Origin of the sequence: Streptomyces sp. NPDC052301, assembly GCF_044593395.1 — a bacterium.
In the GTDB taxonomy this organism is placed as follows: Bacteria; Actinomycetota; Actinomycetes; order Streptomycetales; family Streptomycetaceae; genus Streptomyces.
The window spans coordinates 84010-104614 of record NZ_JBIUBE010000013.1 but is presented as its reverse complement, the minus strand read 5'-3'; the positions used below and the strand labels follow the sequence as shown (position 1 = coordinate 104614).

The 20605-nt window shown below is 72.6% G+C and carries 18 protein-coding genes and 1 pseudogene; 9 read left to right on the top strand and 10 right to left on the bottom strand.

Translation table 11 applies throughout. The features are described from left to right. Nucleotides 1-28: 28 nt before the first annotated feature. From ACIHEJ_RS30805 to ACIHEJ_RS30795, 3 genes are all read right to left on the bottom strand, one after another. On the bottom strand, nucleotides 29-1117 hold the full coding sequence (locus ACIHEJ_RS30805; RefSeq protein ID WP_400140368.1) for a hydrogenase expression protein HypE: 1089 nt from the start codon (nucleotides 1115-1117) through the stop codon (nucleotides 29-31). Between the two features lie 14 nt (nucleotides 1118-1131). After that, on the bottom strand, nucleotides 1132-2688 hold the full coding sequence (locus ACIHEJ_RS30800; RefSeq protein ID WP_400140367.1) for a hypothetical protein: 1557 nt from the start codon (nucleotides 2686-2688) through the stop codon (nucleotides 1132-1134). 272 nt (nucleotides 2689-2960) lie between these two features. Continuing rightward, nucleotides 2961-3539, bottom strand: a complete 579-nt coding sequence (locus tag ACIHEJ_RS30795) for a hypothetical protein (RefSeq protein ID WP_400140366.1) — start codon at nucleotides 3537-3539, stop codon at nucleotides 2961-2963. Nucleotides 3540-3925: 386 nt separating this feature from the next. Here ACIHEJ_RS30795 and ACIHEJ_RS30790 point away from each other — a divergent pair, with 386 nt between their 5' ends. Continuing rightward, nucleotides 3926-5461, top strand: a complete 1536-nt coding sequence (locus ACIHEJ_RS30790) for a hypothetical protein (RefSeq protein WP_400140476.1) — start codon at nucleotides 3926-3928, stop codon at nucleotides 5459-5461. On the opposite strand, the gene ACIHEJ_RS30785 is transcribed toward ACIHEJ_RS30790, so the two are convergent. Together ACIHEJ_RS30785 and ACIHEJ_RS30780 are read right to left on the bottom strand one after the other, a co-directional pair. Further along, nucleotides 5397-6518: a hypothetical protein gene (locus ACIHEJ_RS30785; protein WP_400140365.1), complete on the bottom strand. Its 1122-nt coding sequence runs from the start codon at nucleotides 6516-6518 to the stop codon at nucleotides 5397-5399. The genes ACIHEJ_RS30790 and ACIHEJ_RS30785 overlap by 65 nt on opposite strands. Nucleotides 6519-6755: 237 nt before the next feature. Further along, nucleotides 6756-7169, bottom strand: coding sequence for an SRPBCC family protein (locus ACIHEJ_RS30780; protein ID WP_400140364.1), 414 nt, complete (start codon nucleotides 7167-7169; stop codon nucleotides 6756-6758). A 277-nt stretch (nucleotides 7170-7446) separates the two neighbouring features. Between ACIHEJ_RS30780 and ACIHEJ_RS30775 the strand changes: the two genes are divergently transcribed. Continuing rightward, entirely contained in the window at nucleotides 7447-9252 is a 1806-nt protein-coding gene (locus ACIHEJ_RS30775; protein WP_400140363.1) for an alkaline phosphatase family protein, read from the top strand. Nucleotides 9253-9336: 84 nt separating this feature from the next. On the opposite strand, the gene ACIHEJ_RS30770 is transcribed toward ACIHEJ_RS30775, so the two are convergent. Further along, nucleotides 9337-10128 (bottom strand): serine hydrolase, encoded by a 792-nt coding sequence (locus ACIHEJ_RS30770; protein WP_400140362.1) that lies wholly within the window; start codon nucleotides 10126-10128, stop codon nucleotides 9337-9339. A 194-nt stretch (nucleotides 10129-10322) separates the two neighbouring features. On the opposite strand from ACIHEJ_RS30770, the gene ACIHEJ_RS30765 reads away from it, so the two are divergent. From ACIHEJ_RS30765 to ACIHEJ_RS30750, 4 genes and pseudogenes are all read left to right on the top strand, one after another. Beyond that, nucleotides 10323-11360: a permease gene (locus ACIHEJ_RS30765; RefSeq protein ID WP_400140361.1), complete on the top strand. Its 1038-nt coding sequence runs from the start codon at nucleotides 10323-10325 to the stop codon at nucleotides 11358-11360. Beyond that, complete coding sequence (locus tag ACIHEJ_RS30760) at nucleotides 11357-12097, top strand: TIGR03943 family putative permease subunit (protein ID WP_400140360.1); 741 nt, start codon at nucleotides 11357-11359, stop codon at nucleotides 12095-12097. The genes ACIHEJ_RS30765 and ACIHEJ_RS30760 overlap by 4 nt, the downstream gene beginning before the upstream one ends. A gap of 502 nt (nucleotides 12098-12599) precedes the next feature. After that, on the top strand, nucleotides 12600-13202 hold the full coding sequence (locus ACIHEJ_RS30755) for a hypothetical protein (RefSeq protein WP_400140359.1): 603 nt from the start codon (nucleotides 12600-12602) through the stop codon (nucleotides 13200-13202). Between the two features lie 420 nt (nucleotides 13203-13622). Beyond that, nucleotides 13623-14285: pseudogene (locus ACIHEJ_RS30750) on the top strand (beta-glucanase). Here the strand turns inward: ACIHEJ_RS30750 and ACIHEJ_RS30745 are convergent. After that, on the bottom strand, nucleotides 14252-14623 hold the full coding sequence (locus ACIHEJ_RS30745; RefSeq protein WP_400140358.1) for an STAS domain-containing protein: 372 nt from the start codon (nucleotides 14621-14623) through the stop codon (nucleotides 14252-14254). The pseudogene ACIHEJ_RS30750 and the gene ACIHEJ_RS30745 overlap by 34 nt on opposite strands. A gap of 320 nt (nucleotides 14624-14943) precedes the next feature. Between ACIHEJ_RS30745 and ACIHEJ_RS30740 the strand changes: the two genes are divergently transcribed. Both ACIHEJ_RS30740 and ACIHEJ_RS30735 read left to right on the top strand, forming a co-directional pair. Beyond that, nucleotides 14944-15306 (top strand): ArsR/SmtB family transcription factor, encoded by a 363-nt coding sequence (locus ACIHEJ_RS30740; protein WP_400140357.1) that lies wholly within the window; start codon nucleotides 14944-14946, stop codon nucleotides 15304-15306. A 281-nt stretch (nucleotides 15307-15587) separates the two neighbouring features. Then, nucleotides 15588-17288, top strand: coding sequence for an LCP family protein (locus ACIHEJ_RS30735; protein ID WP_400140356.1), 1701 nt, complete (start codon nucleotides 15588-15590; stop codon nucleotides 17286-17288). A gap of 109 nt (nucleotides 17289-17397) precedes the next feature. Here ACIHEJ_RS30735 and ACIHEJ_RS30730 read toward each other — a convergent pair whose 3' ends face one another. The 3 genes from ACIHEJ_RS30730 to ACIHEJ_RS30720 form a co-directional block, all read right to left on the bottom strand. Then, on the bottom strand, nucleotides 17398-17631 hold the full coding sequence (locus tag ACIHEJ_RS30730) for a hypothetical protein (protein ID WP_400140355.1): 234 nt from the start codon (nucleotides 17629-17631) through the stop codon (nucleotides 17398-17400). Between the two features lie 86 nt (nucleotides 17632-17717). Then, complete coding sequence (locus tag ACIHEJ_RS30725; RefSeq protein ID WP_400140354.1) at nucleotides 17718-18563, bottom strand: DUF1206 domain-containing protein; 846 nt, start codon at nucleotides 18561-18563, stop codon at nucleotides 17718-17720. 74 nt (nucleotides 18564-18637) lie between these two features. Next, on the bottom strand, nucleotides 18638-19507 hold the full coding sequence (locus tag ACIHEJ_RS30720) for a class II glutamine amidotransferase (protein WP_400140475.1): 870 nt from the start codon (nucleotides 19505-19507) through the stop codon (nucleotides 18638-18640). A 167-nt stretch (nucleotides 19508-19674) separates the two neighbouring features. Between ACIHEJ_RS30720 and ACIHEJ_RS30715 the strand changes: the two genes are divergently transcribed. After that, nucleotides 19675-20523: an RNA polymerase sigma factor SigF gene (locus tag ACIHEJ_RS30715; RefSeq protein WP_400140353.1), complete on the top strand. Its 849-nt coding sequence runs from the start codon at nucleotides 19675-19677 to the stop codon at nucleotides 20521-20523. Nucleotides 20524-20605 lie beyond the last annotated feature (82 nt).

Here is a 20605-nt window from a genome sequence, read left to right as displayed (position 1 = left end):
ATCGGTGGCGGGATGGGGGAGGACGGCGTCACGCACGCCAGTGCGGGTCGTAACCGCTGGTCAGCTTGCGCTTGTTGTGACGCCACCTGGGCTCGTGGTTCACCATGTCGTTGGTCAGGCCGCGCAACCGGCGGATGACCGCCCCGTACGGCCGGATCACCATCGTCGACAGCGTGCCGCCAGGGGGCTCGTCCATGAACGGCATGAAGGCGTCGGGGAAGCTGGGCATCGTGCAGCCGATGCAGATGCCGCCGACGTTGGGGCAGCCGCCGATGCCGGACATCCAGCCGCGCTTGGGCACGTTGCAGTTGACGACCGGACCCCAGCAGCCCACCTTCACCTGGCACTTGGGGGAGTTGTAGTCCCTCGCGAAGTCGGCCTGCTCGTAGTACGCGGCCCGGTCACAGCCCTCGTGCACGGTCTTCCCGAACAGCCACTGCGGACGCAGCATGTGGTCCAGCGGCGGCGGGGGAGCGGCACCGGCCGCGTGCTGGAGCACCCAGACGAGGGTCTCCATGAAGTTCTCCGGCTGGATGGGACAGCCGGGCACGTTGACCACCGGCAGCCCCGAGCGCGCCTTGAACTCCCAGCCCAGGTAGTCCGCGAGACCCATGCAGCCGGTCGGGTTGCCCGCCATGGCGTGGATGCCGCCGAACGTCGCACAGGTGCCGGCCGCCACCACCGCCCAGGCCTTCGGCGCGAGCTGGTCGATCCACGAGTTGAGGGTCTGCGGCTCGCCGGTGTCCGGGTCGTTGCCGAACGACGTCCAGTAGCCGTCCCCCTCGATGATGTTCTGGTTCGGGATCGAACCCTCGATCACGAGGATGAAGGGCTCCAGCTCGCCGCGGGCCGCCGCCCGGTACGGTGCCAGGAAGTCCTCGCCGCCGAGGCTCGGCGAGAGCACCTTGTTGACGAGGTTCACCTTCGGCAGGCCCGGGATCAGGCCCAGCACCACGTCCTCGATGGACGGCTGGCCGGCGGCGGTCAGCGAGACGGTGTCTCCGTCGCAGCTCATGCCCTCCGAGATCCAGAGGATGGTGATCTCGTCGAAGCCCTCCCGCGCCTCGGCCCGGCTGGGCTCGCCGCGGACTTCGGTGGTACCGCTCTGTGTGGTCATCTCTGCGGCCTCCGTTACTGCCGGTCTGGGACTCGGTCGTGGGGCGCGGACGGCCGGTCGGCCGGACGCTGGGGCCGCGGGGACTGCGGCCGGGGTGGGCGCGCCGGGCCCGGGTCCGGCGCGCCCGCGGGGTCGAGCGGCTCGAGCTCGTCGGGCCGGAAGTAGTGGAAACGGCCGTACCAGCCGTGCAGTTCGGCGGCGGGGTCGTCGTCGACGGTGACGGCCAGGTGCACGCTGCCGTCCACGTCGTGGAAGACGGCGCAGACCTGGGCGGTCCGACCGTCCAGGAACATGTCCTGGGCGTCGGCGCCCCGGCCACGCGGACGCAGCCGCACCCGGCTGCCGCCGCCGACGGGGATCCCGTCCACGAGCACCGTGTCGGTCGCCGGGGACAGCCCGTCATCACCGCCCTCCCGCCACCAGGCCGGCCGGTCGTCGGGCGGGGCCTGAACCGGTGTCAGTGAACGGATGGCACCGTGCAGCCGGCCGAAGACCTCCGGGGGCATGGTGTCGACCCGGTCCAGGATGCTCGCGGCCCGCGGATCGGTGGCCCGGGCCTCGGCCTTCTCCTCGTCGGTCAGGAGCATCGTGCGCAACGTGAGGATCTCGTCGATCTCCGCCGCGTCGTGCAGGTCGCCCGGGCTCTCCGGCGCCACCTGCGGACCGTCGGGAAGGATGATCGGGGCCGAGAGCAGGACCTCACCCGTGCCACCTTCCTGGAGCGGGCCGCCGAGCACGGGGAACGTGAACGCGTTGCGGCAGCCCCGCACCTGCTCCGTGAGAGCGCCGGGCGGATCGATCAGCGAGACGAACTCCACGCCGCCCCCGCCGACGAGCGTGTGCGTCGCGATCAGCGCCTGCCGCAGCGCCTGCTCCCGGGAGACCTGCACAGCGGGCGCGGCACCGGTGTTCTCGGTCCGCACCCGCAGCCGCAGCAGCCCGGGTGCGAGCGGCTCGGCCAGCACCGTCATGGTGGCCCGCAGGTCCGCGCGCAGCCGTACGATCCGGCCGGCGCCCGCGGGCAGCGACTCGTACTCCACACCGGCGGGCGCCCCCACGTCGACGGCCCGTCCGCCGTGGAGCAGCTTCTCCACCGGCACGGTGACCTCGGCCTCGCAGGGCACGGCTTCCTCGAAGGTCAGATGACGGACGCCGTCGTCCGTGCGCAGGGACTCGACCGGCCGGTGGCCCCCGGCCCCGTCCGCCGCCTCCACCTGCTTGTGCTGCATCTGCAGATACCGCACCCGCACCCGTACGACCGCGTCGTCGCGCCGGACGCGCAGCAGGCACTCGGTCTGCTGGTACCAGGAGTCGGCCGACCCGGCGATGCCGGGCGTGACCGGCCCGTCGCGCTCCACCCAGTCCCGGGGCAGCAGCACCCCGAACTGCCAGCGGACCCGGTTCTTCGCCGAGGAACGGCGGTACGGGTAGAGCAGGTAGCCCTCGTAGAGCACGGCGTCCGCGACGGCGCGGAGCTGCTCGAAGGCGTCGCCGGACCGGTCGTGCGGCGCACCGCCGCCGTCCCTCACGGCAGCCGCCGTCCCGCTGCCCGCGCCGACTCCGTCCGCCATGCCGCCTCCTCCTGACGTTGCACCGGCGTATGCCTTCCACCACGTTCACACCCGTCACGTCGCCTCGCCCCTCCGGCGCACATTCATTGGGCCGTGCAGGGGACATGCCGGGCGGGAAGGGCCCCCTGCGTGGCATGCGCAGAGGCCGCGGCTGGGTGACGGACACGCGCCCGGCGGCGCGGAGGGAGGGGAGTGGAGGGAGCGGAGGGGAGGCAGCGGGAGAGCGGCGCCCGTGCGTGAAGGCCGACCGGCGGTATCCGCCGGCTGTGGCGTCAGTGCGGCAGCAGGTAGCGGCTGACGAGGGAGCGGGCGCGGTCCGCGTCGATGCCGAGCGCCCTGCCGAGCGCCTGCCACGGCAGGTCGTCGTCCTCCTCGATCGTGCAGGCCGCCTCCCGGCCCACCCGCCGGGTCAGCCGGTCCAGCGCGGCGACGGCCCGCAGCGCGGCAGCCGGTGCGTCGTCGGCGAGGGCGACGAGCCGGTCCTCGAGGGTGTGCAGCAACTCGGCCAGGTCGTCCGGCAGCGGTATCGTCCGCCGCTCGACCGCGCGGATGTGCTCGGCCCAGTCCCGGTGCGGGCCCGAGACGTCCAGGTCCTCCAGGCCGTCCCCGTCCAGCTCCGCCCACGGGACCGGGACGCTCGGGCCGCGCCAGCCGCACGCGCACGAGGCCCGGACGGCGGCCGCCCGCGGCCTGCTCATCCTGCCGTCGTACGCCCACCACTCGCAGGTCTCGTACAGGTCGGCGCCGCTGCCGACGTCGAAGGACGCGGGCTTCGGTTCGCTGCCGTCGGCCAGGACGGCTCCCACGATGCCCTCGTGGGACTCGCCGAACTCCTCGCTCGTCCAGCCCACGGCGGCCTCCCTCCCCCTCGCCCGTCGTCCCATGGTGGCAACCGGAACCGCGGAGTGTGAGCCGTTCGTCGAGGACGGCTTGTTCACGCTGTCCGCGGGGGGCGCCCCTGGGAGCCCCGGCACGGCGGCCCGGGCTCATCGAACAAAGGGGTTATCCGGCAAATAGGGGACGCTTATGCTCTCGCCGAGCCGGCAGTCGCCTCCCGGGTGTGGACAGCCGGTTCAACTCTCGAGGAACGGATGGGCGTTCGAGGCTCTGTCGGGTCGGCGACGTTGCCCGTAAACTGCGGTTCCGCAGCCGTGGGGGCGCTGCCGAACCGGGGGGAGCTGTCATGTCCGTAGGTCCGTACGGTCCGAACCAGGGGTACACGGGCCCGCCGCCGCCCATGCCGCCGAGCCCGCCACCGATGCCGGCCGGCCCGCCGTCCGCGCCGCCGGACGCCTGGCGGGCCGCCGCGGTCGCCCTGCTCAACCTGAGCGGTCTCGGCCTCGGGTACGCGCTCCTGCGGCGCTGGGTGGCCATGGCGGGCTGCCTGGTCGCAACCGGTCTGCTGCTGCTCGTGGCACTGCCGGCCGACGCCGACGGCGTCCCCGGCGCCGCGCTCGTCGGCTACGCCGTCCTCCTGCTGTCGGCGGCCGGCCACGGTGCCGTGGCCGGCCTGCGTACCCGGCTGACCTGGCCGGGCAGAGCGCCCCTCGCACTCCTGCTGGGGGTGCTGCTGCTCGCCGTACCGGCCGGCAGCGCACTGTGGTACCAGGACGCCCACGACGAAGCCGTGGAACAGGCGCTCCTGGACCGCCTCGACAAGGCCGACCGGCTGGTGGCCGCCGGCGGAGAGAGACCGTTCACCGCCGCCGAGTCCGACTACCGCTCGGCCCTGGAGGTCTACCGTGACCTCGCCGAGCACCACGCCGGCTCCCGCGCGGCCCGCAAGGTCCCCGACAGCCTGCGCACCTACTACACGACGGTCGGCGCCGCCTACGGCCATCAGGACTGGTGCACCGCCGTCGAGCCGCTGAAGTACCTGCGCACCATGCCCGACTCCCTGCCGAAGGAGCAGCTCGGTTCGCTGGCCCGCTGGCCCGACGACCGGCTCGCCACCTCGCTGTACGAGTGCGGGGAGCAGGGCCTCGCGGCCGGTGAGGCGGACTGGGTCACGCGCTTCGGCGACCTGTTGGACACCTTCCCCGACTCCGGCCCCGCGACCAAGGTCGCCCCCGCCGTCGACGCGGCCGTGCAGAAGGCGGAGAAGGCCGTCCGCGGCGACGAACCCTGCGCCGCCGTCGAGCAGTTGCGCAGCCTGAACACGCGGATCGGCGACCTGTCGAAGTCGTCGGGCGACACGGGCGGCACCCTGACGAAGGCCGCCGGCCGCGCCGGCCGGAGCGGTGACGCGGGCGAATACGCCTGCGGGGTCTCGCAGTACAAGGACGGCGACTTCGACGCGGCCCGGAAGACGATGGAGCAGTTCGTCTCCGACAACAAGAACGACAAGAACCAGGGCCGCGCCAAGAAGATCGCCATAGCGGCCGAGGTCGCCCAGACACTCCCGGCGGCCGGCAAGAAGCTGCCCACCACCGCTTCCGGCGGCAGCATCTCCGTCACGGTCAAGAACGACAGCCCGGACGACATCACCGTCCTGTACACCGGCCCGGTCACCGGCAGCTTCACCCTCAAGGGCTGCGGCGGCTGCAAGGCGTACTCGCTCGCCGACACGCTGCTGACCGGCTTCAAGCCGTGCCACGGCAACCGGGACTACCCGCAGCGCACCATCAGCCTTCCCGTCGGCACCACCTACTTCGTGCACAAGCCGAACGGCAGCAGCACCGCGACCCCGGCCTCGGACACCGCCAAGCTCAGGCCCGGGTACATCTACACCGAGTGCGCCTACACGACCCGGACGCTGGGGTCCGGCTACTGACCGGCGGGGACGCGCCGGTCGGTGCCACCCCGTGCGTGCGGGGGCAGCGCTGCCGGCCGACCCGGCGCCGGACGACCACGAGCGCGCCCGCGCCGACGAGGACGGCCGCGGCCGCACCGGCTGACAGGGGCAGCACCGGACCGGAGCCGGTGTTCGCCAGGCCGCCGCCCGTCGACGAGGACGCGCCGCCGGTCGTGCTGCCTCCGGTCGGCGAGCCGGACGTGCTGCCTCCGGTCGACGAGCCACCCACCGTGGAGCCGCCCGCCGTGGAGCCGGAACCGCCGGTGCCGCCCGTGCCGGAACCGCCGCTGGACGACGTCGAGCCGCTGCCGCCCGTCGTGCCGCCGCCGGTCACGTCGGGCGTGATGGCGGCGGTGTCGTTCGCCTTGTCGTGGTCGAACGGCCCGGAGTCGCCCCCGAGCGCCACGGAACCCCGGGCGCCGGCCACCGCCTTGACGATCTTCACCGTGAAGTCGTACGTGTCTCCGCCACCCTCGTTCACACAGGACTCGCTGGTACCGCACGAGTAACTGCCGTATCCCACGCGCCTGCAGAAGTCGTCGGCCTCGGTCACCGACGTGCCCGCCGGCATGTCGATCAGCACGCGGGTGGCGCTCTCACCGGACCTGCGGAGCACCCAGGCGGGTCCCACGTCGGTGGACTTCGCCCGCAGCGCGACCGTGTCGCCGACGCGCCCCCGCAACCGGGCGCCGCTCACCTGGAAGCCGGCCGTGCTGTCGGCCGTCACCGCCACGTCGACACCGTCCCAGCCGTCGTCCTGTGCGGAGCCGGAGGGTGCGGGAGTCCCGTCGGGCCGCTCGACCAGCTTCACCGCCGGACCCGTGCCGCGCACCGGGTCGGAGGCGCCGTCCTCCGGGCCGGTGTCGGTGGCGTCGACCGTCACCCTGAGCTGGTCGTACGGTGCGCGGTCGAGGACCTTCAGGGTCAACGGCTCCTCCGGGGCGTAGACCACACCCGGCCGGACCGTCCGGTCGAACTCGCAGACCACGTCCGAGCGGCTCGGCGCCTCGTCGAAGTCGGTGTACTCGTACCGCACCAGTTTTCGTGAAGGTGGCCGGCACCTGTACCTCGCCGCTCGCCGACGCGGGCCGCGTGCAGGATCAGCACACGCGGCGATCGGCTACCGCAACCTGGCGGCCCTGCGCCGCCGACCACACCACACGGCAGGGGCCTGCCCGGAGACACCCGGGAGGCCCCCGCTCCGCTCCGGTCGTTCTCCGGCCGCGCGCCCTCGGAGCCAGGCTCAGATCCCCGAGCGCACGGCAGCGGCATCTCAGCCGGCCGAGTGGTCCACGCGCATCCGCACCTGCTCCTCCAGGCGCCGCAGACTGCCGTCGAGAGCGTCGGCCACCGCCTGCTCGCCCGGATCGTGGCCGCCCTCGAAGAACGACAGGTGCACGGTGACCTCGCTGGCGCCGCTGCCGATGCCCGCCACCTGCAGCCAGCCGGTGTAAGTGCCCTGTTCCCGGGTGCCCCACTCCAGCCGCATCTGGTCCGGCTGGGCCCGCAGCAGGGCGGGGGTGTCATCGCCGGAGCGGTCCTCGTGCACGGTGACCGCGGGCGGGTCCACGGGGTGCACGTGCAGCTCGTCCGGGAGCCAGGCGTCGAGCTGGGTGACGTTCGCCGCCTGGTCGAAGACATGCTCGGGCTGTGCGGGCATCGTGCGGGAGCGTTCGTACTCGGCCATGGTGATATCACCCCTCCGGTCGGACGTCGTGCTCCGACCGAGTGTCGGAACCTGCCACCCCGCCCGCGTGCCCGTTCCACGGCCGCCGAAAAGCGCGGACGGCCACATTTTGTGTGGTCCACCGATCCCGAACGCCCCGAACTTGTCTGGTCAAGTTTGGTCTTGGTTCTTCCGCTCGACAGCGGGCTCCCGTACTCATGTCCCGTTCGTTGTGCACAGCCAGGCCGTGCGGCCGGCACGCCGTACGGCATCCTCACCAACGGGACGAGGTACACACATGCGACTGCGCTGGAGATCCCTCGGCGGGCTCCTCGCCCTCCTCGGCGCACTGATCGTCTCCGCTCCCGCCCCCGCCCAGGCGGCCGGGAACAGCGGCAACCTGATCGTCGACGGCGATGCGGAGGGCGGCGGCTACTGCACCGACGACTGGGCGGCGGCCGACACCGTGCCCGGCTGGACCACCGAGGCCGGCGGCCCGGACGTCATGTGCCACAGCGTCGCCTCCTTCGGCCTGCCCGGCGACGGCCGGACGCCCGGCAAGGCCTTCTTCGGCCCCGGCAACTTCGGCGACGGTTCGATGAGCCAGACCGTGGACGTGTCCTCGGCCGCCGCGGCCATCGACGGCGGCGCCGTGCACTACGACCTCTCGGGCTGGCTCGGCGGCTGGGCGAGTTACGGCGGGTACGTCGCTGTCGGCCTGCACTTCCACGACGCGAACGGCCGCCCCCTGGGCGCCGCGGCCGCGCTGCCGACCGTGTCCGCGAGCGACCGGGGCCTGGCCACGAGGTTCCTCGCGCGCGAGACCACCGGCGCGGTCCCCGCGAGAACCCGGTCCATCCAGGTCGAGGTGCAGTTCCTCTCCACGAACCACGAGGCCGGCTACCTCGACAACCTCTCCCTCACCCTGGACACCCCGGTCGCCGCCCCCGCGCCCCTCGCCCCGCCCGTCTCCAAGGTCCCGGGCTACGACCACGTGTTCATGGTCATGATGGAGAACACCGACTATTCCGAGGTCATGAACGACCCGGCCGACACGCCCTACATGCACACCCTGATGTCCCAGGGCGCCACGCTGACCGACCACCACGGCGTCTACCACCCCAGCGACGAGAACTACCTCGCCATCGCCGGCGGCGACACCTACGCCAAGGGCGCCACCTATTTCCCGAACATCAACTCCCCGCAGCGCAACCTCGGTGACACCCTGGAGGCGGCCGGCAAGACCTGGAAGGCCTACGAGCAGGGCATGGGCACGCCCTGCAACACCAAGAACAACAACGACAGTTACTACGAGCCCGACGACGCGCCCTTCATCAACTACACCGACATCAGCGGCAACGCCTCCCGCTGCGCGGCCCACCTGTTCGACACCACCCAGCTGACCACCGACCTGAAGTCGGCCGCGACCACCCCGGCGTTCTCCTGGATCGCCGCCGACGACTACTACGACGGCGAGGCCTCCGGCAACGGCGACGCCACCAGCCTGAAGACCCAGGACGGCTGGCTGAAGCAGACCCTCGCCCCGGTCCTGTCCTCCCCGGCCTGGACGCAAGGGCGCTCGCTGCTCGTCCTGACCTGGGACGAGAGCCAGAACGAGGCCTACAACCACGTGGTCACCACGGTCCTCGGCTCCCAGGGCACCGTCCCGGCCGGGACCAGCAGCCCGAGCCACTACGACCACTACGGCATAGCCCGCACCGTCGAAGCCGCCCTCGGACTGCCCGGCCTCACCGCCAACGACACCTACGCGACACCGCTCAACGACGCCTTCAAGCCCTCCACCGCCACGACGCCGACCCTCACCGGTGACCTGAACGCGGTCCTGAGCGGCGGCAACGTCACCCTCCGCTACGCGGTGCCGTCCGCCGCACAGGCCCACGCCAAGAACTGGATCGGCATCTACCCGGCCGGCGCCACCCCCGGCAGTCAGTCCTCGCTGACCTGGGCCTACGCCCCGAACGCCGCGGGCGCCCTGACCTTCTCCACCGGCAAGCTGAAGGGCGCGGGCACGTACGACGTGTACTACCTCGCCGACGACGGCTACGCGGTCCTGGCCGGACCGTTCTCCCTGACCGTCGGCTGATCGTCCGCCGACCGGAGCCGTGACTCCCGCGCCGCCCCGAGCGCGGCGCGGGAGTCACGGGGACCCCGGTGGGGCGGCCCCCGGTCAGGCCATGGCCTGGCGTGCCGTCCGTTCGACCAGGGAGACGCCGTCGCTCATGGAGGCGCTGCCGTTCGACAGCACCGCGACGAGGTAGCGGTGGCCCTTCACGCTGACCTGGCCGACGCTGTTGACGTCCCAGAGGCCGGACGTGTTGCGCTGCAGCCAGCCGTTCTTCAGCGCCTGCCGGGCACCGGTGCCGCCGATCGCGGAGACACCCCAGGACTGTTCGGGCACCACCTTGCTCATCAGGGAGCGGATGTAGCTCCGGGACTGGGCGTTCAGGGCCGTCCCGCCGGTGTCGAAGACGTTCCGCAGCAGCCGTATCTGATCGCTCGCGGTCGTTCGCGTCAGCCCCCACTTGGCGCCGGGCCCGCCCTTCGTGGAGGTCAGCCCCAGCCGCTTGTTCGCCGCCGCCAGCCCGGAGCCCTGCCCGATCTCCCGCCACAGGGCGTTCGCCGCCGCGTTGTCGCTGCGCTCGATCATCGGCTCGGCGTGACCGCGCTCCACCGCGGTGAGGGGCCGTTTCGCGTCCTGCGCCTGGAGCAGCAGCGCCGCGAGGATGTCGACCTTGACGATGCTGGCGGTGTCGTACGCGCTGTCCTGGCCGTGGATCACGGGGGTGCGGCCGGTGCCGTCCAGGTCGAGGACGGCCGCGGTGGCGTGGGCGGGCTGCGCGTCGGGCGGTGTGGCCGCGGCCGCCGGGTACAGGGCGCCGACGGAGCAGAGGGCCGCGACGGAGGCGAGGAGGGCACCGGCCTTGGCGCGTGCGGCGGGGGAGCGGTGGGACGAGGACATGGCCACGAACGTAAACAAAACGTGCGTCCGGCGACGTGACCGCCCTCACTTCGACGCCCGTTCCGGGCGATTTGTGAGAAGGGCCACCGTTGGGACGCATTACGCCCCATGCGTGGCCCGGGCGGCGGCGTGTACGCGCGGCCGGGCCGCCCTCCTCGCCTATCGTCGGCCAGACACCGACATCCGGAGCGATGATGGAAAAAACGGATGAATGGGTGGGTGTGGCCGAGGGTGTGGCGGTCGTCCCCGTCGGACCGCCCGCGCGCCGTGTCCGGCTGCGGCCGCTCGGCGCCGCCCTCGCGGTCGCGGCCTGCGCCGCCGCCGTCCTCCTGCTCACGGGCACACCCTGGCTCGACCGGCCGGCCGTGCAGGCCTGGCGCACCGTCTGCCTGGCCATCACCGTCCAGGCGCTCCCGTTCCTCCTGCTGGGCACCGTCCTGTCCGGCGCCATCAACGCCTTTGTGCCCGCCGACCTCTTCACCAGGGTGCTGCCCAGGCGGGCCGCCCTCGCCGTACCGGTCGCGGGTGTCGCCGGCGCGGTCCTGCCCGGCTGCGAGTGCGCCTCCGTCCCCGTCGCCCACAGCCTCATCCGGCGGGGCGTCACCCCGGCCGCCGCGTTCGCCTTCCTGCTCTCCGCGCCGGCCGTCAACCCCGTCGTCCTCACAGCCACGGCCGTGGCCTTCCCCGGCAACCCCGCGATGATCGCGGCCCGGTTGCTCGCCTCGCTCACCACCGCGGCCGTGATGGGCTGGCTGTGGCTCTGGCTGGGCAAGGAGACCTGGCTGCGGCCCATGCTGCGCAACGGCCACACCGGGCACCGGCACGGGCACAGCCGCCTGCACGAGTTCCGGCTCGGCTTCCAGCACGACTTCCTGCAGGCCGGCGGCTTCCTCGTGCTCGGCGCCATGGCGGCCGCCACCTTCAACGTCACGGTGCCGCGCTCCGTCCTCGACACCTTCTCCGGCTCACCCTGGCTGTCGGTGCTCTTCCTCGCCGCCCTCGCCGTGGTGCTCGCGGTCTGCTCGGAGGCCGACGCCTTCGTCGCCGCCTCGCTCACCGGCTTCTCGCCGACCGCCCGGCTCGCGTTCATGGTGGTAGGGCCCATGGTCGACCTGAAACTGATCGCCCTTCAGGCGGGTACGTTCGGCCGGGCCTTCGCCTGGCGGTTCTCCACGGCGACCACCGTCGTGGCGGTCACCGCGAGCGTCGTGATCGGAGGCGCACTGCTGTGAGACGCCCGGTGCAGACCCTGCTCCTCACGCTGACCGGACTCGGCCTGCTGCACACGGCCCTGTTCACCGACACCTACCTGCGCTACGTCAAGGCCGGGCTGCGCCCGCTGCTGATCGCCTCCGGAGTGGTCCTGCTGCTGCTCGGCCTCGCGGTTGCGGCGAGCCGGGACGGGCAGGACGATGCGGCCCGCGGCGACCACGGACACGAACACGGCCACGACCACTCCGGCACCCCGCGCGTCGCCTGGCTGTTGTTCCTGCCGGCGCTGAGCCTGCTCCTCCACGCCCCGCCCGCCCTGGGCGCCTACACCGCGGCCCGCTCGAACAGCAAGCCGGTCACCGTCCAGAAGGGCTTCGACCCCCTGCCCGCGACCTCCCCCCTGCCGCTGACCCTCACGGACTTCACCAAGCGCGTCCAACAGGACCGCAGCCGGGCGGTGAAGGGACGCACCGTACGGCTGACCGGTTTCGTCACCCCCGACGAGCGGGACGACGGCTGGTACCTGACACGCATCATCTTCACCTGCTGCGCGGCCGACTCGCAGACCGTCAAGGTGCGCATGTACGGCACCGAGGCACCGCCCGCCGACACCTGGCTCGCGGTGACCGGCACCTGGCACCCCCGGGGCACCCTCGGCACGAAGACCGCCGAGGCGGCGCTCGACGTCACGGCGACCGAGCAGATCGCCCAGCCGGTGAACGCCTACACCGACGATCTGCCCCTCACGCCCTCCTAGGGGGCTTCGTTCGGATCGGTCCGGGTCCGCGACGCCCGGCCCGGCACCTCGCCGCGTTTGTCGGACCACCCGGGTGCGCCCGGTACGCGGGTGGTCCTCCGCCGTGCGATGCACCGCGCCGGACGCCGCGGCCCGATCCGACCTGATCCAAGCGAAACCCCTGGACGGCGCACCCGCGAGGCGATGCGACCCGTGTCCACGGACCGTGCCCGGGGCGCCCCCGGAGCGGCCCCGCGCGGGTCGAGGTACGTCTCTTCCGCCTCCACCCGGCCACATGCCCGAATGAGGTGCACGATGGTGTGGTGACGCCCGACGGCCGGGCCGGGAGACCGGGCCGGCGCCGCTCGCCGCCCGCCCGGCGCGGGACCCGTGCCGGGCGTGCGGGAGGGGCAGTGCGCGCCGGGGGCCGCTCCGGGTGCCCGGTCCCGGCCGGGCCTGCCGGACATCGGGCGGGCCCGCGCGCCGCGGCGAGGCGGGCGGCGCACGAGAGGAGGCGGTGACGATGACCCGTACACCTCCCACGACGGTCACCCGGGTGCGACTGTGGCGGTGGCGGCGCAATCCGCTGAGGCGGCACAGCGATGTCGTCGAGGCCTGGATCGTCCTCACCACCTGGGTGTTCGCGGTGCTCGGCGGTGTCCTCGCGGGCCTCGCGGCCGCCCAGTCCGCCGACGCGGCCTTCTCCGCGCGACGGGCGCAGGTGCACGCCGTGGCCGCGGTCGTCACCGACGACGCGGCGCGGACCCAGGCCACCGGGACGGGTTACGACGACGGCCGGGTGTGGGTCACCGTCCGCTGGACGGACGCGGACGGCTCCGTGCACACCGACCGGGCGAAGGTCCCGCCGGGCGAGCCCACCGGAAGCCGGGTGACGGTGTGGGCGAACCGGGCCGACCGGGTGGTGTCCGCCCCCGTCACCGGATCCGCGGCCTCTCTCCAGTCGGCCCTCACCGGAGTCCTCGTCGCCCCGTCGGCCGGAGCGGCCGTCTGGTGTGTCGGGTGGATGGTCCGCGGCCGGCTCATCCGGCGGCGCCTGGCGGAGTGGGACGCGGAGTGGCGGCAGATCGGGCCGCGTTGGGGGAACTTCAGCGGAGGCAGGGGGTGACCGAAGCGGCCGGGGGCACGACGAGGACGCCGTAGCAGGGAGGACGCCGTAGGAGTCAGGACGCCGTGGACGGTGGCCAGGGCACGGACCGGCGAGGACGGCCGGCGAGAACCGGCGAGGAAGGCCAGGACGGGAAGGGCCACCCGCTTCTCGCGGATCCGGATTGCGCGGTGCACGGCTCTGGGCCGCTTCTCCGCGTCTGTCTCGGTCCTTCCCGTCACCACCAGCACATCACGGAAAACGCCGTTCCACCAGTGCCGGAGCCGGGGCGGGCCGGTCGTCCCCCGAAAGAGGTGTTTCCCCCGGGGCAGGGGAGCGTAAGCGCATGGGCGGACGGGGACGGGTGAGACATCGGCCGTGCAGAAACCGACTCCGGGACACCGTCTCCCGGCCCCGCGCACGCCCTCCGGGCACGAGACCGTGTTCACGGCCGACTTCCGTTCCGAGCGGCAGTGGGTGGCGGGCCGGTCCTGGGCGTTTCCCGACGGCGGCCCGGTGAATCCGGGCGAGGACAAGCTGGACCGCCTGGTACCCGACGCCGACCACTCCCGCTCCGGCGTCTTCCGCGCCACCCGGCGGCCGGACGGCCGGTGGAACACGGGGCTGCTGACGACCGAGGGCAGCGGGGAGGCGTTCACCGTCCGGGTGGGAGACGTGCTGGAGGCCCGGGTACGGCTGCCCCGGGAGCTCGGGGCGTGACCGGCGATCTGGGCCTGGCGCGACGGCGACCAGGAGATCGACGTGTTCGAATACCAGCCGGTCCGGACGTGCTGGAGTTCGGCAACCACGTCCGCGGTTCCGGCTCCTCCTTCCGCGACGCCGCCGTCCGCCCCCGGGGCGTGGGTCGACCTGCGTACCGAGTTCGGGGCCCGCTCCGTCGTCCGGTCGGTGAACGGTGCGCAGGTCTTCGCGGACGGCCGGGGGGTGGGGCGCGACTGGCAGGCGTACCTCATCGTCAACCTGTCGGTTTCCGCGGACCGCTACCATCCGGCGCCCGCCGCGGGCACGGCGGAGATGCCGTTCGAGGTGAGCGGTCTCGTCGTACGGGCTCAGGAGCCCAGGGCCTCGCGCACGCTCGGGTAGCAGTCGAGGAGGGTGGTGAGCCCGACGATCTCCAGGGTGCGCAGCACGGACCGCCGCACCCCGGCCAGGCGCAGCCAGCCGGCCGGCTCGTGGGCCTGGTGGGCGGAGATGAGGACGTTGATGCCGCTCGAGTCCATGAACGTCACACCGGCGAAGTCGGCGACGGTGTGTGCCGCCGCCCCGGGATCCTCGGGCGTCAGCGCCTGGCGCAGGACGCTCGACGTGTGGTGGTCGACCTCACCGCTCACCGTGACGACGGTGACGCCGTCGACGACGGCGCGGGTGACCCCCAGCCGGTGCCGTTCCACCGATTCGTTCGTGTCTGCCGTGTCTGCCACGCGTCCCTCGACAACGCTCGACGATCCTTGACCAGAGCTTCGCTCTACGGGTGGCTGCCCCGGATCGCGCGAACGATGCATGTCGGTGGCATGATCGCTGCGACCGGCGGCCTCCTCGGGTGTCCCATACATGACCGGCCGGGGGCGGTTTCACACCTTGCGCAGGACGAGGAGCAGCACGAGCGGCACGGTGGCGCCCGGGGCCGTGCCGTGGGCGACCGCAGCGGTCAGCGGGAAGTGCCGCTCGGCGGTGGGCTCCCCGCCTACACTGGGTGGGCGCTTGTGCGTCGGCTGTGACGAGGGCGGGACGGGAGAGGGCTGTGAGGGAGAGCGCCGGTGGCTGCGACGACCCGTCCGCCGAGGTCCTGGCGGAGGCCGCCGCGGCGTTCGGTCTGCTCGCCTCCTCCGCCCGACTGCACCTGATGTGGGCCCTGGCACAGGGCGAGAGCGATGTCACGCACCTCGCCGACCGGCTGGGCGGTGCGCTGCCCGCGGTCAGCCAGCACCTGGCGAAGCTCAAGCTCGCCGGGCTCGTCCGCTCCCGCCGCGAGGGCCGGCGGCAGGTGTACTACATCGGCGACCCCGACGTCGTGACGCTGGTGCGCCTGATGGTCGGTCAGCTGAGCGACCGCACCCGGCACGTCCCTGCCACCGCCCCCCGCCTGCGCGGGCTCGGCAGCTGAACTCCGGCCGGGCCGAGGCGTGCGGAACACGCCCCGGCCTTCTCAGCCGGGCCGCGTAGACTCCCGCTGCCATGCGACTCCCCGTGGCCGCGACGGTTCCATGAGATGCCTCACCTGTGAATTGCGTATGGATCTGTGCTGTTCGGGCCACGGGTTTGTTAGATTGCGCAACTACGCAACCGAGGCGGAGTGCCGCTCCGCCCGCCGTACACAGCCGCGCATGCCCGGCTGTCCGCCCGACGGCCCGGTCCGACGGGCCCGACCGTTCAGGGGAGTGGGAGATGAGCGACCCGTGGGACGGGAGCGGCGGTCGGGCCACGCGCAGCCGCGGCGCGCGCGTGCCCGGACAGCGGGCGGCCGGGTCCGACGGGGCGCTTCCGACGGGCGGCCGGGCGGCAGCCCGGGCCGCCGCCCGGGCACGCGGTGGCAGGGGCGGGCGCCGGGCCCGCCCGGTGGGGCGCGGCCGGCGCGTGCTGAAGGTGCTCGGGATGTGCATGTCGGTCCTCGTCGTGGTCACCGCCGGCGCGGGCTGGTGGTTCTACCAGCACCTGAACGGCAACATCCACAGCGTCTCCCTCGACGGCAAGGGCGGCGCGGAGAAGGCCGACGCCTTCGGTCGCACCCCGATCAACATCCTGGTGATGGGCTCGGACGGGCGGACCAGCAAGGCCGACTGCAAGCTCGGCGGAGGCTGCTCGAAGACCGGGGTGCAGACCGGCAGCAACGCGGACGTGCAGATGGTGGTGCACATATCCGCCGACCGCTCCAACGCGACGGTGATGAGCATCCCCCGCGACACCATGACCAGGGTGCCCGCTTGCAAGGACAGTGAGTCCGGCCAGTCCACGAACGGCTACTACGGCCAGATCAACAGCGCTCTGCAGTACGGCCCTGCCTGCCAGGTGGCCACTGTCCACCAGCTCACCGGCATCCCCATCGACCATTTCGTCAAGCTCGACTTCTCCGGTGTGGTCAAGATGTCCGACGCCGTCGGCGGTGTCTCCGTGTGCGTGAGCAACGACGTCTACGACACCTACTCGCACCTGAAGCTGTCCAAGGGCGGCCACACCCTCAAGGGTGTCGCGGCGCTGGAGTTCGTGCGTTCCCGGCACGGCTTCGGTGACGGCAGCGACCTGGGCCGTACGATCTCCCAGCACATCTTCCTCAGCGCGATGATCCGCAAGTTCAAGAGCGCGGGCACGCTCACCGACCCCACCGCGGTCTACGACCTCGCGGACGCCGCCACCAAGGCGCTGACCGTGGACGACGGTCTCGGCACCGTCAAGAAGCTGATCGGTCTTGCGTCGGACGTGAACAAGGTCCCCACCAAGCGGATCACCTTCACGACGATGCAGACCGGTGCCGACCCGAACGACAGCAACCGCGTGGTCGTGGGCGCGGGCGCCAGGACCCTGTTCTCCACGATCGCCAACGACCAGTCCCTGACCACCGGGTCCGGACGGAAGTCCGCCGCGGCTTCCGCCACGGCCACCGCCTCGGCCGTCCCCGCGTCGCGGATCGCCGTGACCGTGGAGAACGGCACCACGATCACCGGTCGCGCCTCCGACATCGCGTCCGCGCTGACCGGCCAGGGCTTCAGCCCCGCCACGACCACGGCCAACGCCCCGAGCCCGGCGACGTCCACGACCCTCACGTACGGCACCGGCCAGAAGGACGAGGCCAGGACGGCAGCCAAGGCGCTCGGGCTGCCCGGCTCCCACCTGAAGCAGGGCACCGGCTCCGGCCTGACCCTGGTGATCGGCAGCGACTGGCCCAGCGGGAACGGCTACCCGGGCGGCGGTTCGTCGGCGGCGCCCGCGGACGCGAAGGCCGCGGTCGGCGGCGCCCACGCCTCCACCGCCGACCAGGCCAAGACCTGCGCCAAGGTCAGCCCCTACAAGACGGTCGAACTCGGCGGCGTCTCGATGACACCGTCCCAGGCGTACGCGGCGGCGCGCGGCAAGGCCGACTCCGACTCCTGAGCGGCGACGCCGAATCCGCGCGGCACACGCGCGGACACGGGGAGGGACGGGCGGGAGACCGCTCGCGGACCGGGCGGAGCGACCGGCCGGTCCGCGCCCCGCGGACCGGTCAGGGACTGGCGATGTCGAAGCCGTAGCGCAGGGGTTCCTCGCTCACGGTGTAGTCCCGGCGGTAGAGGTACACCGCCTCCGCGCGCACGCCGTCGGGCGCCGCGCCCTCCAGCGCGCAGGGGTACGTCACCTGGATCACGCGGGGCCGGTCGGCGACCTTCATGCGCACTCCGTCCGCGGGCCCTCCGGCGAGCACCGCGGACTCCCAGCCCGTCACCTCGGTCGTGTCCACGGCGACAGTTTAAGGGTTGCGCAAGTTTCCGGTGAGTGAGGCGGGTCACGGGTGGCTCCCGCTCACCGCTGACCGTTCCTGCCCGCTCAGAGCCTGCGCCAGCGTGCCATGCACCACGAGAAGAGACCGAACGCGGCCAGGCCGAGCGCGATCAGGGCGAGCAGCCAGGGCCCGGCCGGCAGGTCCCTGAACGACCGCAGGGTGTCGTCCATGCCCTTGGCCCTGCCCGGCTGGTGCCGGACGGCCGCGACCATCGCGAACATCCCGGCGACGGCGAAGACGATGCCGCGCGCCGCGCCGCCCGTCACGCCGAGGCAGTCGACGATCCGCTCGGTCCGCTGCGACATGGCCCCGGTGCGCAGGTCCTCGCGGAACGTCTGCCGCACCGCCCGTACCGACATCCACAGTCCCGCGACCACCACGGCGGCCCCCACGACACCGACGAGCCACTGGCCGCCGGGCCACTTCAGCGCCGTCGCGGTGACGTCGTCGGTGTGCCGGTCGGAGGACCCGCTGCCACTGCCCCGCTCCCCGGCCGCGAACGACAGCACCGAGAAGGCGACGAAGGCGTAGAAGACACAGCGGCCGAGGGCCGCCGCCCGCTTGTGCGGCTTCGAACCGTCCGGTCCCGCTCCGCCGACCACCGCCTCCGAAAGTCGCCACAGCGCCATGCCGGCCAGCGCGACTCCCACGATCCACAGCATCGCCGACCCGAAGGGCTTGCCGGCCAGCTCGCCGAGGGCACCGCCGCGGTCGGCCTGCCGCCCGCCGCCGTCACCGCCGAAGGCGATCTGCAGCGCGATCACGCCCACGAGGATGTAGATCAGTCCCCGGGCGGCGAAGCCCGCCCGGGCCGCCACGGCCATCGCCGTGCTGTCGGCCGCCCGGCGGGCCCGGCCCCGCCCCCGCAGTGCCCATGCGTGTGCATCCATACCTCGCCGATGCCCCCGCGCTCCGATACCACACCTGCTCCGCCGCACGGTCCTCTCCGCCCGGACACGGCGCGTCAGGCGGGCCGTTGCGAGGCCGCGGCGGCCGGGCGCAGGTCGGCGAGGCTGAGCGGGTGGGCCGGCGGGTCGGTGAGAGCGGCACGTGAGGTGAGGCGCAGCTCGCGGTCGACATGGAGCAGCTCGCCGGGTTCCACGAGCCGCCAGAGCGGGTTCTCGTCCATGGGTTCGCTCGCCACGACGACGGAAGGACGATCGCCCAGATGCGCCGAGCGCACCCGCAGGTGCCCGTTCCGGCCGGCATGGTCGAGATGCCGTGTCCCGTGATGACCGCCCGCCGGGCGCTCGAGGACGTACAGCTCGTGCGTGGCGGGATAGCGCAGGGCCCACAGTTCGTCGTCGGTGACGAGGATGACGTTGAGGGCGAACAGCGGCAGGTTGGCGGCGACCCAGCGCGCCGCTGTCACGAGGCCGGCGGACACATCGCCGCCGTGCGCCGCGGTCTCCCGGGTGACCAGGGCGAAGAACCGCTCGGAGTCGGTGTCGCCGTGCACCAGTGAGCGGTCGTCACCGAGGTGCTGGTCGAGGAGGTCGAGCCCCTCGATGACGCCGTTGTGGGCGAACAGCCGGCCGTGCTGCTCGAAGGGATGGGTGTTGCGCACCTCCAGGCCTCCGGTCGAGGCGTAGCGGATGTGGGCGAGGAAGGTCGCCGACTCCACCTCCCGTGCCTCCCGGGCGAAGGCGCGGTCCTCGTAGGCGGCGATCGGCGCCTTGTGCACCTGCGGTGTGCCGTCCGCCTCGAAGAACCCGAGCCCGGTGCCGTCGGGTTCACGGTGACTCTGCGCGCTGAGACTGTCGGGAGCGTCCAGCAGCCAGAACGTGGCGTGCGCGCGCAGGGGAGAGCTGATCAGCCCGAACAGACGGCACACGGCGTCCTCCTTCGTCACCGGTCTCCCCTCGGAAACCGTCACAGGTCCGTCCGAAGAGCATGAGTCATCGGCCCTGCGTAAAGGTGGCATGCACAGCGTGTGTCCGGGTACGCGGCGTGTCGTTGACAACGGACGGCACAGACGGACGGATTCGGGAGGGTGACACCATGACACCGCTGACCGTGGCGGACCAGGACACGCGTACGGCCGCCGAGCTGCCCCGGCTCGACGACCCCCGCGCGGTGGCTCCTCAGGACGCCCGAGAGCTCTCGAGGGTGTTCTTCGACCGGTTGGCGGTGATGGAGGAGGGCACGGCCGAGTACCAGTACGCCCGGAACACGCTGATCGAGATGAACATGTCCCTGGTCCGCTTCGCGGCGGCCCGGTTCCGCAGCCGGGGGCCGGAGGAGATGGAGGACATCGTCCAGGTCGGCATGATCGGCCTGATCAAGGCGATCGACCGGTTCGAGATCTCCAGGGAGGTGGAGTTCACCTCCTTCGCCGTGCCCTACATCGTGGGCGAGATCAAGCGGTTCTTCCGTGACACCTCCTGGGCCGTGCACGTCCCCCGGCGCCTGCAGGAGGCCCGGGTCCAGCTGGCGCGGGCCACCGAGGAGCTGCGCAGCCGGCTGGGCCGTACGCCCACGGTCAGGGAGCTGTCGGAGCTGATGTGCCTGTCCGAGGAGGAGGTCGTCGAGGCCCGGCTGGCGTCGAACGGCTACAACTCGTCCTCCCTGGACGCCGCGATCAGCGGCGGCGAGGACGGCGAGGCGGCGCTGCAGGACTTCATCGGGACCGAGGACACGGCCCTGGAACTGGTGGAGGACTTCCACGCGCTGGCCCCGATGATCGCCGAGCTGGACGAGCGGGACCGGCTGATCCTGCATCTCCGCTTCGTCGAGGAACTCACCCAGGCCGACATCGGCGACCGCCTCGGTGTCTCGCAGATGCATGTGTCCCGGCTGCTCTCCCGCACGCTCAAGCGCCTTCGGGAGGGGATGCTGACCACCCGCTGACCGGGGTCCGCCGAGGCCGGGCACACCGCCGGCCACGCGCTTCGGGGCGGGACGCTAGCCTGGTCTCGGCTGTGATCCCGGC

Excerpts from the sequence above, each read along its gene's own strand:
- ACIHEJ_RS30805 (WP_400140368.1), bottom strand. The coding sequence starts at position 1,117 with ATGACCACACAGAGCGGTACCACCGAAGTCCGCGGCGAGCCCAGCCGG.
- ACIHEJ_RS30800 (WP_400140367.1), bottom strand. The coding sequence starts at position 2,688 with ATGGCGGACGGAGTCGGCGCGGGCAGCGGGACGGCGGCTGCCGTGAGG.
- ACIHEJ_RS30790 (WP_400140476.1), top strand. The coding sequence starts at position 3,926 with ATGCCGCCGAGCCCGCCACCGATGCCGGCCGGCCCGCCGTCCGCGCCG.
- ACIHEJ_RS30780 (WP_400140364.1), bottom strand. The coding sequence starts at position 7,169 with ATGGCCGAGTACGAACGCTCCCGCACGATGCCCGCACAGCCCGAGCAT.
- ACIHEJ_RS30775 (WP_400140363.1), top strand. The coding sequence starts at position 7,447 with ATGCGACTGCGCTGGAGATCCCTCGGCGGGCTCCTCGCCCTCCTCGGC.
- ACIHEJ_RS30770 (WP_400140362.1), bottom strand. The coding sequence starts at position 10,128 with ATGTCCTCGTCCCACCGCTCCCCCGCCGCACGCGCCAAGGCCGGTGCC.
- ACIHEJ_RS30765 (WP_400140361.1), top strand. The coding sequence starts at position 10,323 with ATGGAAAAAACGGATGAATGGGTGGGTGTGGCCGAGGGTGTGGCGGTC.
- ACIHEJ_RS30755 (WP_400140359.1), top strand. The coding sequence starts at position 12,600 with ATGACCCGTACACCTCCCACGACGGTCACCCGGGTGCGACTGTGGCGG.
- ACIHEJ_RS30735 (WP_400140356.1), top strand. The coding sequence starts at position 15,588 with ATGAGCGACCCGTGGGACGGGAGCGGCGGTCGGGCCACGCGCAGCCGC.
- ACIHEJ_RS30725 (WP_400140354.1), bottom strand. The coding sequence starts at position 18,563 with ATGGATGCACACGCATGGGCACTGCGGGGGCGGGGCCGGGCCCGCCGG.
- ACIHEJ_RS30715 (WP_400140353.1), top strand. The coding sequence starts at position 19,675 with ATGACACCGCTGACCGTGGCGGACCAGGACACGCGTACGGCCGCCGAG.